Origin of the sequence: Paenibacillus pabuli NBRC 13638 (assembly GCF_001514495.1) — a bacterium.
Taxonomy (GTDB): Bacteria; Bacillota; Bacilli; order Paenibacillales; family Paenibacillaceae; genus Paenibacillus; species Paenibacillus pabuli.
In genome coordinates this window covers 1-14,248 of sequence record NZ_BCNM01000039.1, presented here as the reverse complement: position 1 = coordinate 14,248, position 14,248 = coordinate 1, and the positions used below count along the sequence as shown (strand labels likewise).

Below are 14,248 nucleotides of genomic sequence, written 5' to 3'. Positions count from 1 at the left end.
TTAATCATAATACGAAAAATACTTTCTCACAATATCATTTTTGTTGAATTCTTCCTGTTGTCGCGTTTTTACAATACGAGATTTGGGGTATAACGATAGGATAGTGTTGCAAGCAAGTGTCAGCTATACCTTCAATACAACACCTAAAGGGAGTGAGTTCATGGATTTAAAATACGAGTTCTATATTAATGCCGGGCGGGAAGATGTGTGGAATGCCCTGATTTCACCAGATGGAACACGCAGCAGTTTTTTTGGCAGCGAACTTCGTTCCAATTTTCAACCGGGTCAGCCTTTCGCCTATGTAGGGCCTGGGAATGACGGTGCTGAGACGGTCCATGTATACGGTGATATCTTAGAATTCGAACCTTTATCTACGTTAAGTTACCTTGAACACCCTGGACCTTCCTATCATGCCAATCACAGCGAGCTTCAGTCTCGAGTGGTATTCCAGCTGGAAACGGTAGGGGACTGTACGAAGTTGACATTGATCAATGATCAATTTACGGACAACCATCCATCATTTGCGAATGCACAGAGTAGCTGGTGGATGATATTGAGCAGTATCAAGACTTGGGCAGAGACAGGAAAAACGCTGAATTTCGGCTGGTAAAGTGCCTGGTTTTTCAATCGAAAGAATATAAATATAGCAGCATAACCACATGAACAAGCGCCGATTCGGCGCTTATTGGTGTTCGTTTCATAAATAAATGAAAGTCCTCTACAATTAATGTCTGATTATGTCGAAATATATAGAAATGACTTTAGAGGAGAAATGGAGATGTTTCGTAAAAGCACCCAAAAGATGAAGCCAGCCCCTTCGGGCTCGCTTCAACAATTATTGGAATACAGTCGTAAACTGGTCGAAGACGCAGAGCAAGGGATATATACCAATCCGCTGGAATCGAACGATAATTTGCAGGAAGCCGAAGAAATTGCACATAACATGAATAAAGCCGTACATATTCTGAAGCAGCAAAATGAAGCAGCTGAAATGCGTCTCAATATGCTGAATCAGGCATTAAACATCGGACTCTGGGAGTCCGAAATTGTTGCAGGAGATCCTCTGGATGGCAATAATATCATTGCTTTTTCCAAAGAATTCCGCCAGATGTTAGGCTTCAGTGACACGAAGGATTACCCCGATCTTTTTGCAAGCTGGGCCAAATCAATCCATCCTGATGACAGACCACAGCTGGTGCAGGAGATTACGAGAAACGTTAATGGATCTGAGAAGACCGCATACAACGTAACAAGCCGAATGATTACGAAGAGCGGGGAAGTACGCTGGTTTCGTTGTCTGGGACAAGTTGTCAGGAATGAAGATGGTGTTCCGGTTAAACTTCTGGGAATCATGTTTGATATCCATGACGAGAAGAGCAAATCCGATGAACTGGAAGCACTTGTTACCCGTTATGACCTGGTAAATCGTGCATTGGTGGAAGCGCCGTGGGATATGACCGTTGTTGCCGGAGATGTGGTTAATCCGAATAATGAATTCTGGTGGTCTCCGCAGTTCCGCCGGGAACTTGGGTTTACAGATGAGAAGGACTTTCCCAATGTATTCAGTAGTTGGAGCAGCCGTCTTCACCCGGAAGACCATGACCGGACCATCAATGAATTTGCCAAACACATGAATGATTACAGTGGACGAACACCGTATGATCTGGATTACCGTCTTCAACGTAAAAATGGGGAGTATCGCTGGTATCATGCAGGCGGTGAGACGGTTCGGGATAGTAACGGAGTACCGCTCCGTGTAGCAGGAACCATCCGTGATGTGACACATGAGAAGAATAAGGAACAGATCGTTGAAGCGATGAATCAGAAAACGAAACTGTTATCCGAATCCATCGGTGAGATGGTGCGTGGAATCAACTCGATTACGGATCAGGCTCAGGAACTGGTTACGGCGCAAGAGTTATCTGCAGATGCAGCCATTCAGGTGAAGAGCAGTGCAGATGATACCCAAAACATCACAGCGTTTATTCGGGAAATTGCCAGCCAAACCAATCTGCTTGGTCTAAATGCAGCGATCGAAGCAGCCAGAGCAGGCGAACTTGGTCTCGGTTTTGGCGTTGTTGCCGGAGAGGTGCGGAAGTTGGCTGATCATAGCTCACAGGCTACCGTCAATATTGAAGATAGTATGCAGGCAATGAAGGCATTCATTGATCAGATTCTTGATCACATTGGAAACATGTCCACACTGACACAGAATCAGGCTGCTCTAACACAGCAGGTCAACGCCTCGATGGATGAGATCAATATGATGGCGCAGGATTTGGTCAACTATTCACGGAATATGTAGTACGTAAAAAATCCACCGAGACACATTTCTGCTCTCGGTGGATTTTTGTATTTTCAGGCTATATCTGAACTTCCACAAGTTGGAATTATACTTGTTGAACTTTGATCAGGTTGGTGTTGCCGGATTGACCAATCGGTACGCCAGCGGACAAGACGATGATGTCCCCTTTTTCGATATAACCGGTTTTGATGGCATTGCGTGTAGCAGATTCGAACATTTCATCTGTCGTTGTTACCTTGTCGCCCATGACCGGAATGACACCGGAGAGAAGACAGATTTTAGCGAGTACTTCTTGGTGCTGTGTAACCGCGATGATCGGTGCTTTCGGACGATATTTGGAGATCATACGCGCCGTAAATCCACTCTCGGTAGAAGTGATGATCGCTTTGGCATTCAGGACGAGGGAAGAACTAACTGCTCCCTGACTGATAACTTCGGTAATATCAGCTACTTGTTGAGCGGATTTCTGGTTGAATTGTTCTTTGTAATCAATCATCGTTTCTGCACGGCGGGCAACAGCAGCCATCGTACGGACGGATTGTACCGGATATTTACCTGCTGCCGATTCACCAGACAACATAACAACGTCTGCGCCTTGAAGAACCGCGTTAGCTACGTCACTAACTTCGGAGCGGGTTGGACGCGGATTCACCTGCATGGATTCCAGCATGTGTGTTGCTACGATAACCGGTTTACCTGCACGGTTACATTTATCGATCATTTCTTTTTGCATCATTGGTACGTCTTCAATCGGTACTTCAACCCCGAGGTCTCCACGAGCTACCATGATACCGTCAGATGCTTCGATGATATCGTCCAGGTTGGTCATGCCTTCCTGGTTTTCAATTTTGGAGATGATTTGTACATGTTCTACACCGCGTTCTTTCAGGATACTGCGAATTTCACGAATATCGTCGCCTTTACGAACAAAGGAAGCAGCGATAATTTCGACATCGTTTTCGATGCCGAATCCGATGTGCATCACGTCTCGTTCCGTTACACCAGGCAATGTCGTCTTGATTCCTGGCAAGTTAACCCCTTTACGTGGTTTTAGAATGCCGCCGCTGATGATTTTACAGTGAATATCTGATCCTTCCACGGACAGTACAGTCAGATCTACCAAGCCATCATCGATGAGAATACGATCTCCAGGTTTTACAACGAGGTTCAGTTCCGGATAGTTTACCGAAATACGCTCAGCGTCACCAAGAATTTCTTCGGTAGTCAGGATAAGCTCTTTACCTGCTTGCAGATGGCAGGATGCTTCTTTCAGTTTGCCAATACGAACTTCCGGTCCCTTGATATCCATCATGATCGGTACATACGTGTTCAATTCGGAAGCCGCTTTGCGGATATTGTTAATCCGTGCAACATGATCTTCCAGCTCACCGTGAGCCATGTTCAGACGGGCAACAGTCATCCCTTCCTGAATCATTACTTTTAACAATTCGATTGAGTCACAAGCAGGTCCCATAGTACAAATAATTTTTGTTTTCAACATGCTATTTTCCTCCTCATATGTTTGCTTATATGTGTATTGTAGCGTTTTCTGTCGAATCGGGGTATGAACTATAGTACAATGATTAGAATATAGTCCAATAATGAGGTGTATTATGGTCACTCCATTAGAAGTGCGGCACATTAACGGTGTCGGTTGGTACGAAAAAGCAGTACAGTCACAGGCGACATGGCGTTTAAGCTTGGTTACTTATGGAAAATGTGTATATTGGGTGAACGGAGAGAAGCAGATCATGGAGAAGGGCGAGCTGCTGCTCATTCCTGCTGGCATTCCATTTTACGGCAAGAGTATTCCCACTGTAACCCATACACAAATTGTCGTTCAATTACAGGGCGATCATATTCAAGGTTTGCCCGCGCTGGAACGGAGTGAGGCCTTGCGACATAAGCCCGCATGTTATGAATTGATTCATGAACGCATGAAAGCCATCCAACAGCAATGGCAGGAGCGTCCGTCTTATTATGTCATGATGAGCCAAGCCTTATTGATGGAAGTACTTATTTATATAAACAGGGAACTGGACCGGGGTGTCATTCCACCGGAGAGACATATGCATGCCGAGCGGATGAAGCGATACATTGAGCGGCATTACCGGGAGAAAGTTACGAAAGAAGAACTGGGGGACGAGATCGGTAAAACCCCGAATTACGCAGCCGCGTTATTTAAAAGCATGACGAATCAGACGATCAGCCAATATGTACATGATCAACGGATGAAAAGGGCGGTGTATTTGCTTACTGAGTCACAGCTCTCCATTCAGGAAATTGCTGAATTTCTCGGTTACCGTGACCTGTCTTATTTTTACCGGATATACAAGCGTCTAATGGGAAGCCCTCCATCGGATTTGCTCCATGAACGTCCACCCATCGTGTGAAGAACTTGGCTCACTATAATTGCGTGGTTGAAATTATTCTTACTATCATAAACATCAACATATTTCACGTAAAAAAAGAGGGCCTAGGCCCTCTTTTTGGTGTCAGCACAGTTGGATTAATCCTTCCTGCCTTTGCCCTATACATCCATATTAAGCATTACTGCTTGTATTTGTAGCCGTAAGTGACTGCTTGGCTTTTTTTCGTGCCAAACTTGTGCGAACAGCAAAAACATGCACAGCCCAGTAGGCTGCTTCTGCGAACAGAATACCGCCTGCTACATCCAGCAGCGAATGCTGCTTCACAAATACCGTTGAAGCAATGATCAGCCACAGCCATATGGACCAGGAAATGCGAGCCAGTGGTTTGAAGTTCAAGTGGCGATTGATAACAATGAAGAGCAGATAGCTTGTGAGACAGTGTATGCTCGGAAAACAGTTGAATGGAGCATCATTGGTATAGATGAACTGTACAAGCGCACTGCTCAGACCTGTTCCAATCTCTTCCGGACGCGGCACATAAGTAGGGAAGACCGCAAAAACGACGTTGGCTGCGATCACACCTACATTATAGGTAATTAGGATACGCCAGAATAGCGATTTGTTGGTTAAGCCCAAAAAGAGAAATCCAAGATACAGAATAGGCATCCAGCTGACATATGGATAAATAAATTCTTTGATAAAAGGAATCTGTGTATCAATCCAGGCATAATTGTAGAAGACATCGCTTCCGGTGTTACTGCCCAGCAATACATAAATGGAGCCTTGAAGCGGTATACATAAAATGGCCAGCAAATGTCCCCAGCGCAGAAATAATGCTTTCATAGTATCCCCCTGATTTCATTTTCATTGCACAGTTTGATCTTAACTCTTCATATATAAGACGTTGCAGATGAGGAGTATCCCTGCAGCGATTCGTTTCATTACTACTATAATGGACAGATAAGCAGTTGAGCCATACCTGATTGTAAGGTAAAAGCTGTAAGAGGAATTCTCTTTTTTGTTACTTTTATAGTTTTATCCAAAATAGGATACCGAAACAGCTGCAGATATGATATAACTACATGGTCATATAAGTTCGTGTGACAACGAATTAAAACGAAATGAGGCTGGTACAATCTATGGGAATCTCGCAATCCGGGCAAAACCAATCCTTTTCCTCGCGCAGACCGGTGCTGACGGTAGTCATTATTGAACTGCTTCTCTTGCTGGCGGTATTCGCGGCAGGAGCAGTTGCAACCGTGAAGCAGCTGGATTACACATCACCTGTGCTGATGTCGTTTACTCCAATTGCTCTTGTACTCATCATCTATTTGACTATGCGCCGCAAGTGGGGAGAAATAGGATTCCGATCTTTAAGAGCTATCCCGGCAAGTCATGCAAAGTATTATATTCCACTACTCCTTGTACTGGGTACTCTGGCGCTGAAAGGATTTACAGAATTGACCTTGTCCAAGGTCGCCTTTTTTATCTTTTTTACCTTGCTTGTCGCCTTTGTGGAGGAAACCATTTATCGTGGACTTATCTTCAAAACGTTGCTTCGTAAGAGTGCGGTTGCGGCAGTCGTAACTTCAAGTGTATTATTTTCGATAACACATATCATGAATGCATTATCTGGTCAGAGTATGGCAGATACGATTCTGCAACTGATTTATGCATTGCTGCTTGGTGCAGCACTCGCATTGTTGATGTTGAAAAATGGAAATATTGTACCGCTGATTCTGTTTCATTTCATACATAATTTGATACAATTCCTTGGGAATGACCAGCAGGAGACTGGAACACTTCCTTACGATCTCTTCATATTGATTGTGTTGGTTATTTATTGCGTATGGTTAACGTTTAGCGTTCGAACGAAGTTATCTTCATCAAAAAGGAGTTCAACCGGGGGCTCTGTCGTTCATTAAACGAGTCGGGGTGCGAATTTCATAACTCTGTTTACCGCCAGCCATGGGTTCGTGGTATACTTCATTCTGGCGGTATGACAGGCATATTTATGATCAGAAGCCCGTTCATTCGTACAATGGATAAATAAATAGGTGATATGATGGAAAAGACAGCGCAGGAAGTGGCGGAGTGGATGGTTCAGGAGATCAAATTCACCGGTACGCTTCATCAGGAAGCTGCCATTGAATATGTGAAGGCCCATTTTGGAGAAGAATTTGTATTTGTGAATGAGAATGGAAATACTTCTTTATCCAAAGAAGTGAAGAAAGCCTTCCGCAAGCTGCACCGTGGTCAAATTGCTTGGGATCGGGATGCCTTTATGTGGGCGTGGACCTAGTTTAGATCAATTAATTTGAGCTTTCTTGATGGTATTGGATATGCATGTCAAAATATTTTATAGAAAATGTATAAGTTGGTTCGGATCTGCATATCCTTTCATAAGACCGCAATGAGCGGCAGGGCAAGCGACAAATGTTGTTCCAGTGCGTGGGAATAACATGTATTTCCAAAGCTGTTTGAAAAGAAAATACAAAGATTTGCTTTTTGGTGAAAACGGAGTTATAATAAAAACAAGTTATAGAGAGTGGAAAACCTAATTCACATATTGTAAAGGGCGATCACTTATAGGTTATGACTGGTACCTTTTTCAATGTGTGAATTTTTATTTGCTTGCTGCAAAGAACAAAGGAACATGTTAATCTTTATTTGGAGGTGTAATTCACATGCAAAACGGAACAGTAAAATGGTTCAACGCTGATAAAGGCTTCGGTTTCATCGAAGTTGAAGGCGGAGAAGATGTATTCGTACACTTCAGCGCTATTACAGGCGAAGGCTTCAAAACGCTGGACGAAGGTCAACGCGTGCAATTTAAAATTGTACAAGGAAACCGTGGTCCTCAAGCAGAAGAAGTTGTAAAACTGTAATTAAAGCATAGCTGCCTTTAACATGTTATAATGGTAAAGGCAGCTTCTTTTTTTTGAGCAGTTATAATGAAAGTCGGCCCAATAGTTGTCGAGACAGAAGTCGGAGCGGGATCAAACTTCCGCTAAGTAATGGCTTTTGTGAAATAACGTCGGTTTAGATGTTTTTCCATAACAAAGGGGGTAGAAGTCATGTATAATCGCAAAAAACCGTTGGAAGAGATTCCGCAAGCAGATGCAGCAATCTGGGAATGTACGAGTGATACGTGCAAAGGATGGATGCGGGACAATTTTGCGTTTGATAGCGTGCCTACTTGTCCGATATGTGCTTCTGAGATGGTTAGCACGACCAGGATGCTGCCATTGCTTGAAAATTCGAATAGCAATCTGAAAACGATGCCTAAAGGAAATCGGATTTAACATAGCTTACCCGCCTCTAACGAGGTGTTTTTTTTTAAGTTGAACCTGACATCTTGTATAAAGGTAAGGGTATTAAATATGAAGTTCCCGGCATTCGTTTTGACGAATGCCTTTTTTTACGCCTTTTATTTGAATCGCGATTTCAGAATAGTAAGTTCATTTATACATAATAAATTAGATTTCTTTGATAAAATGGTTTGCGCTCACATTTGCGGCAGAAGAAACTTTAAACTGTGATAAACCAAACAAAGAACCTTCTCGTAGAAATCGAGAAGGTTCTTTGTTTGGTATGAAAATATTTAGATAAACAGGAATGGCAGCAGAAACAGCGTTGCTACCAGAGCCAGATCGATTCCCGCTCCATAGCCGTAACCACCGTAACCCCCACCATATCCTCCATAACCATATGGACCGTAGGCTGAAGATTTAACTTTCTTTTTTGTAACCACATTTTTCTTGCTGCTTTTTACAAGCTGCTGCTTGGATTTGACTGAACACAGCCGTGGCCCTTCGAAACATCCGTTCAAATAGATTTTTCCATCACGACATTGACTGAGTGTACCATACATATGCCTACCGTCGTTCATAACGAGACAAACGGAACGTCCAACGTGCGGAGAAACCGTTTCTTCACATACCGGATTAATTCTGTACATGCATATCCTCCTCATTAGGTGCGGTTGCCGCTTGAAATCAACGGTTTGTATATCATAGTAAGAAGAGGACGAATTGGTATGGACGAGTACCCGGAATTTATATAGGGAGGAGCCGTTTTTCAATCTGCTCCATACACTGGAGGGAGTGAAAGGGAGGGGATGTCATGGATTATCATGATTTACTGGCCCGGCTTGGGGAAGGGAGTGCCCATCCGGGAGGGTTCACAGCGACGACGCAGCTGCTGGATACGCTGTCTCTGCCTGTCCACAGTAAGGTGTTAGAGGTGGGTTGTGGTACGGGGCGAACGGCTTGTTACCTGGCTCGAAACGGTTATCGGGTAACTGCAGTTGATCTTAACCGACAGATGTTAGACAAAGCGGTGCGGCGTGCCCGTCGAGAGCGTTTGGATGTTCGCTTTATTCAGGCGGATGTGAAATCATTACCTTTTCCGGATCATCATTTTGATGTGATATTTGTGGAGTCTGTTACGATCTTCACTCATTGGCGCAGCGCACTTGCCGAATATAGAAGGGTTCTGAAGCCGGGAGGTCTCTTCATTGATCGAGAAATGATATTATCTGGAAGGAAGACAGAAGTGATGAGCCGCAGGCTCAAACAATTTTATGGGATAAAGACACTTGCGACTATGACCACATGGAAAAGACGTCTCAGACAGAGTGGTTTCACTGCGGTATTGATCAAAGAAAACTCACGCTCTATGGGAATGTGGGGCACAGATCATGATCCTCATCGAGAGATGGACGTGACTCTGTTTGAGGATGAGCAAGTACAGCGTATGAGCCGCACGAACGATCGTTTGCTTCTGAGATACGGCAAAAGACTGGGGTATGCCGTCTTTGAAGCGAGAACGCCGATGGATAATGATCGTAAACAGAACGAATAGGTTTGTTTGTCGGTGGAGAGGCTGCTCCAATAACGGATGTGAAAAAAGTTGGCTGACTCAAAACGGGCATCTAAAAAGGCACCCCGCCCTTAAAGGGGAGGTGCCTTTTGCCGTGTTCTCAGGCTTGAAGTCCAATTCAGGGAGTTATAAAGAAATGTACACTCAAGACTGGGGATGAACCCGTTACAGCATATCGTTGTCAATGATGCGCCAGTGGTGCTTTAGCAGCGCTTCCAACTGCAGTTTATCCTTTGCTCGAAAAGCGCTAACGATTTGACGATGCTCTTCGTTTACTTGGTTAAGCACACCGGATAGTTTCGGCTTATTGTCGCTAACATAAGACTGGCGTATAAAGCTGTTTTTCAACGTGTTTAACATCTCGATGACAGTGGCGTTGCCGCAGCGCTGGATGTACAGGTTGTGAAATTGATATTGATTTTTGCTATAAGCAGCCAGATCAAGCTGGGTAATATCTTCATCCATCCGTGCAACAAGGGCCTCCATCTCCAGGATTTCAGACGGTTTGAGGTGATCTGCCGCGAGTGTGGCAGCGAGTGCTTCGAGCGCCCCGATCGCCTGGGAGAACTCTAGTTTTTTGCCAGCATCAAAAGGAGTGACGATAAATCCCCTGCGCGGGATGTATTGCAGAAGATTGTCAGAAGCGAGCTGGAATAAGGCTTCCCGAGTAGGCGTACGACTAATGTCCAACTTTTTACAAATCTCCGCTTCGTTAATCTTCTGATTAGGGAGTAATGTCCCGTCTTGAATTTTCTGCGCGATATAATCGTAAACGTGATCTTTCAAGGACCGGTATTTGGGTGCTTCCATACCGAATCCCCCCTTCTGTATATAGTGATGATTGGATATGTGAGGGTGTGAGCCCCCTAATGGTGCGCCGTTCGGGAGTTTCAAGTTTTTATCATCTTAACATCGAGGGGGGAGTTGGGCAAGCAAACTTAATGATCCGATCGGTGTTAGTTTTATGTAATGTAAATAACTTTTTATGGAACTTCATCTTAAAAATGTGGTAAATATATTGCCGCACAAGAGAATGTTTGTTAGTATTACTTACGTAAAAGCCCATTTATTGTCTTATGTATATTGTATACAAATAATGCGTCTTTATCATTCCAAAACAGAACAGGGGTCCCCTACAGAAGATCTACTATTATGCAGAACAGGCTGTGCTTGTTAGAGCTGGCGAAGGTGAAGCGTTGGGCGCCCTGGATGATTTGTCGGGCAAACGGGTGGGTGTACAGAAAAGCTCCATTCAGGAAGGGATTGCTCAGGACATTCAAGGAGCCAAACTTACTTCTCTAGCCAAAATCCCCGAATGGATTCTCGAGTTGCAGACTGGGCGGGTAGACGCGCTTATTCTGGAGAAACCGGTTGCGGAGCAGTATGTAAAGAACCAGGAGGGGCTGGTTGTTGCCAGCGTCAACATTGAACAGGCAGAGGATGAAGGGGGATCAGCAATTGCTGTGAAAAAAGGTAATCAGGAGCTCGTTGATCAGATCAACAGTACGCTAACGAAGCTCAAAGCGGGCGGGGACATCGAACGCTTCGTCGTTGAAGCGAATGAGATGTTGGGCGAATAAACCAAGCGAGTGAGGGATATACCGTGAATTTAGATTTCACCTTTCGATCGGACCATTGGCAAGATTATGCGCGTGGCGCGTGGGTAACATTGGATGTGTCCATGATCGGGATTGCCGAAATTATTTACACGGCTAGAGCCGTTCAGGGTGTTACCTTTCAGCCGCTTGCCCCGCTCCTTGTTGCAGCTGCGATTTATTTTATAATCACAGTTACTCTGGCCAACCTGCTTTCTTGGCTGGAACGCAGGCTCTCTACATCCCGCTAAAGGCAAATCATATGCGAGGGATAAGAAAGATTGGGTGATTGCGGAAAAAGTGAGCAGGAGTCGTAAATGGTCGTGGCGAAGCATACATTAATATTGTATTTTGTATACAATATAATCAATCATAGGAGGGGGATGGGGGTATATGTCAGATTCGAAAATGTTAATGGATTGGTCGGAACGTTATGCTGCACCCAATTATCATCCACTCCCGATCGTCATTGAACAGGCGGAAGGAGTATGGGTTGAGGACCCGGAAGGTCGCCGCTATATGGATATGTTGAGTGCATACTCGGCATTGAATCATGGGCACAGACATCCGGCAATCATTCAGGCGCTGAAGAATCAGGCGGATCGGGTCACATTAACATCACGGGCATTTCACAGCAGTGCTGCCTCCCTTTTCTATCAGAAGCTCGCACAGTTTACCGGAAAATCCAAAATTCTTGCCATGAATACGGGAGCTGAAGCAGTTGAAACAGCCGTGAAAGCAGTACGGAGGTGGGCTTATCGTTGCAAAGGTGTACCTGAGAATCAGGCTGAAATCATCGTATGCTCTGGTAATTTCCATGGAAGAACTCTGACGGTTACCTCATTTTCATCTTCAGCAGAGTACAAAAAAGACTTCGGGCCATTTACCCCCGGATTCAAAATCATTCCTTATGGCGACATTGAAGCGCTGAGGCTGGCGATCACACCGAACACGGCCGCTTTTCTTGTTGAACCCATTCAAGGGGAAGCCGGTATTGTCATCCCACCTGAAGGTTATCTTGCTGAAGCCTTTACGTTATGCAAACAAAACCGGGTATTGACGGTAGCGGATGAAGTTCAGACTGGATTCGGACGAACGGGACGCCGGTTTGCATCTGACTGGGAAGGGATTGAACCGGATATCTGGATTATGGGTAAGGCGCTGGGAGGGGGAGTGATGCCCATCTCGGCCATTGCTGCTAATACAGAAATACTGGATTTGTTTGAACCGGGCTCTCATGGCTCCACATTTGGGGGTAACCCACTGGCTTGTGCCGTGGCTGTCGCAGCATTGGAAGTTCTGGAAGATGAAAAGCTTGCGGAGCGCTCGGAGCGTCTGGGGAATTATTTTATGAAACGTCTTCAGGGAATTCGCAGTTCAGCTGTACGTGAGATCCGTGGTAGAGGCTTGTTTATCGGTGTTGATCTGCATGTGCCTGCACGTTCATATTGTGAGAAATTAATGTCTGTTGGCTTGCTCTGTAAGGAAACGCATGATACAACGATTCGCTTTGCGCCGCCGCTGACCATTACTGAGGCTGAGATCGACTGGGCATTGGAACGTATTGCTCAGGTGCTGGGTGACTAAATACCTTTCATTCCTTTGAATTCTTCATATAAGTAACGGAGGAGCTGACCTATATGGGAAACAATGATATGGAATCTACCGGATTGCTGAATTCTTCTAATGAGAGTCAATCGCTGTTGCGTCATCATGATGTTGCCATTATTAAGGTTCCTTTTGGGTTGGGCGGGGCACGAGGCGGGGCCGAGTTGGGCCCGGATGAACTAATTACAGCTGGACTGAAACGAGAAATTGTCAGCCTTGGGTTGAATGTAGCCAAAGAGATCCGTGTGGATTGTCCCTCGGAGTCTGTTGCTCCAATTGAACGCAATCGTGTGAAATATGTCACCGAGGTTACTCAGGTGAGCGAGAGAGTGTGCAATGAAGTGTCTGATGCCATAGCAGGAGGTGCTTTTCCGCTTGTTCTGGGTGGGGATCACAGTGTAGCCATAGGTTCTCTTGCCGGGTTGTCTGTGCATTATTCCAATTTGGGTGTAATCTGGTTTGATGCCCATGCAGATTTGAACACGGAAGAGCGAAGTCTGACTGGAAATATGCATGGGATGAGTGTGGCTGCCGCTCTGGGACTTTCTGCATTTAATTTGTCTCATATTCCGGATGCGGGACCGTTTGTTCATCCTTCCAATCTGGTCTATATTGGTTTGCGTGATCTGGATGTATATGAGAAAGAACAGATCCGGGCACTTGGCATCAAAAGCTTTACGATGCACGATATTGATCGGATGGGGATACAACAAGTTGTTGAGCAAGCGCTAGCAGTAGTGGGGGAAGGGACGGATGGTATTCATATTAGCTTTGATATGGATTGCCTTGACCCGCGTGAGGCTCCGGGTGTGGGAACGCCGGTACCCGGGGGGTTGAATTACCGTGAGGCTCATTTTGCACTAGAGCTCCTCGCTTCCACAAACCGAATCACGTCTATGGATCTGGTAGAGGTTAACCCGTTGTTCGATCAGAACAGGCACACGGCCCGCCTTGGCGTGGAGTTAATTGCTTCCTTACTGGGCAAACGAATCTTATAACGATCGAATAGCTATTTCGTGTGGGGACGAATTTACTGCTTACTATTAGAAGGTTAGGTCAAATCATATAATGTAAGGTTATATAAAAGCCGGGGTCAGACTCATCCATGCTGTCTTCACTGAATGAAGATAAGTATGGAGTTACTTCCCTGGCTATCGTTGTTGGTATGGTGCTTGACTCCTGAACAGGTGGAGGGTGCCGTTGGTTTTATAGAGTAATGTTTGGATAAGCACGGCTCTCTATTTTCTAAAGGAGAGTTTGGTATATATAAGAGAACCTACTATATAGAAGAAAGAGATTATAGAATATCTGATGGGGAATGCACTTTCGAAGTTTTTTGAAAATAAAGCTTGCATTCGAAATCTGTACATGATATATTCTAATTCCGGCCAAGAAAACACGAGAAATACGGTGCGGTAAGCGAATGAAATAAGCTTCGAAAGAAACTTAAAAAAAAAGAGCTTGCTAAGTTGGTTCGGATGTGG

At 44.9% G+C, this 14,248-nt stretch carries 16 protein-coding genes; 12 read left to right on the top strand and 4 right to left on the bottom strand.

Annotated features, from left to right (window positions below):
- The first annotated feature begins 160 nt into the window (after positions 1-160).
- Both PPA03S_RS31195 and PPA03S_RS31190 read left to right on the top strand, forming a co-directional pair.
- A complete protein-coding gene (locus PPA03S_RS31195; RefSeq protein WP_062329909.1) occupies positions 161-610 on the top strand; it encodes an SRPBCC family protein in 450 nt (149 codons plus the stop codon).
- Positions 611-778: 168 nt separating this feature from the next.
- Entirely contained in the window at positions 779-2,305 is a 1,527-nt protein-coding gene (locus PPA03S_RS31190) for a methyl-accepting chemotaxis protein (RefSeq protein WP_062329907.1), read from the top strand.
- Positions 2,306-2,390: 85 nt separating this feature from the next.
- Here PPA03S_RS31190 and pyk read toward each other — a convergent pair whose 3' ends face one another.
- A complete protein-coding gene (gene pyk / locus PPA03S_RS31185) occupies positions 2,391-3,806 on the bottom strand; it encodes a pyruvate kinase (protein ID WP_062329904.1) in 1,416 nt (471 codons plus the stop codon).
- 112 nt (positions 3,807-3,918) lie between these two features.
- On the opposite strand from pyk, the gene PPA03S_RS31180 reads away from it, so the two are divergent.
- Positions 3,919-4,698: an AraC family transcriptional regulator gene (locus PPA03S_RS31180; protein WP_062329902.1), complete on the top strand. Its 780-nt coding sequence runs from the start codon at positions 3,919-3,921 to the stop codon at positions 4,696-4,698.
- Positions 4,699-4,848: 150 nt separating this feature from the next.
- Here PPA03S_RS31180 and PPA03S_RS31175 read toward each other — a convergent pair whose 3' ends face one another.
- On the bottom strand, positions 4,849-5,520 hold the full coding sequence (locus tag PPA03S_RS31175; RefSeq protein WP_062329900.1) for a phosphatase PAP2 family protein: 672 nt from the start codon (positions 5,518-5,520) through the stop codon (positions 4,849-4,851).
- Between the two features lie 296 nt (positions 5,521-5,816).
- Between PPA03S_RS31175 and PPA03S_RS31170 the strand changes: the two genes are divergently transcribed.
- From PPA03S_RS31170 to PPA03S_RS31155, 4 genes are all read left to right on the top strand, one after another.
- The gene (locus PPA03S_RS31170) at positions 5,817-6,602 is read left to right on the top strand and encodes a CPBP family intramembrane glutamic endopeptidase (protein WP_062329898.1); all 786 of its coding nucleotides are present in this window, start codon (positions 5,817-5,819) and stop codon (positions 6,600-6,602) included.
- A 140-nt stretch (positions 6,603-6,742) separates the two neighbouring features.
- Entirely contained in the window at positions 6,743-6,979 is a 237-nt protein-coding gene (locus tag PPA03S_RS31165; protein ID WP_062329895.1) for a DUF6953 family protein, read from the top strand.
- 385 nt (positions 6,980-7,364) lie between these two features.
- Entirely contained in the window at positions 7,365-7,565 is a 201-nt protein-coding gene (locus PPA03S_RS31160; RefSeq protein WP_024633772.1) for a cold-shock protein, read from the top strand.
- Positions 7,566-7,754: 189 nt separating this feature from the next.
- Positions 7,755-7,982, top strand: a complete 228-nt coding sequence (locus tag PPA03S_RS31155) for a cold-shock protein (RefSeq protein WP_024633773.1) — start codon at positions 7,755-7,757, stop codon at positions 7,980-7,982.
- A 299-nt stretch (positions 7,983-8,281) separates the two neighbouring features.
- Here the strand turns inward: PPA03S_RS31155 and PPA03S_RS31150 are convergent, their stop codons facing one another.
- On the bottom strand, positions 8,282-8,638 hold the full coding sequence (locus PPA03S_RS31150) for a hypothetical protein (RefSeq protein ID WP_062329893.1): 357 nt from the start codon (positions 8,636-8,638) through the stop codon (positions 8,282-8,284).
- A gap of 164 nt (positions 8,639-8,802) precedes the next feature.
- On the opposite strand from PPA03S_RS31150, the gene PPA03S_RS31145 reads away from it, so the two are divergent.
- On the top strand, positions 8,803-9,543 hold the full coding sequence (locus PPA03S_RS31145) for a class I SAM-dependent methyltransferase (protein ID WP_068964305.1): 741 nt from the start codon (positions 8,803-8,805) through the stop codon (positions 9,541-9,543).
- Positions 9,544-9,726: 183 nt separating this feature from the next.
- On the opposite strand, the gene PPA03S_RS31140 is transcribed toward PPA03S_RS31145, so the two are convergent.
- A complete protein-coding gene (locus PPA03S_RS31140; protein WP_062329891.1) occupies positions 9,727-10,371 on the bottom strand; it encodes a GntR family transcriptional regulator in 645 nt (214 codons plus the stop codon).
- A 356-nt stretch (positions 10,372-10,727) separates the two neighbouring features.
- Between PPA03S_RS31140 and PPA03S_RS31135 the strand changes: the two genes are divergently transcribed.
- From PPA03S_RS31135 to rocF, 4 genes are all read left to right on the top strand, one after another.
- Positions 10,728-11,141 (top strand): type 2 periplasmic-binding domain-containing protein, encoded by a 414-nt coding sequence (locus PPA03S_RS31135; RefSeq protein ID WP_245683782.1) that lies wholly within the window; start codon positions 10,728-10,730, stop codon positions 11,139-11,141.
- Between the two features lie 23 nt (positions 11,142-11,164).
- Complete coding sequence (locus PPA03S_RS31130; protein WP_062329889.1) at positions 11,165-11,407, top strand: ABC transporter permease family protein; 243 nt, start codon at positions 11,165-11,167, stop codon at positions 11,405-11,407.
- 142 nt (positions 11,408-11,549) lie between these two features.
- Entirely contained in the window at positions 11,550-12,743 is a 1,194-nt protein-coding gene (locus PPA03S_RS31125) for an ornithine--oxo-acid transaminase (RefSeq protein ID WP_062329887.1), read from the top strand.
- A gap of 53 nt (positions 12,744-12,796) precedes the next feature.
- Complete coding sequence (gene rocF / locus PPA03S_RS31120; RefSeq protein ID WP_082704377.1) at positions 12,797-13,762, top strand: arginase; 966 nt, start codon at positions 12,797-12,799, stop codon at positions 13,760-13,762.
- Positions 13,763-14,248: the final 486 nt, after the last annotated feature.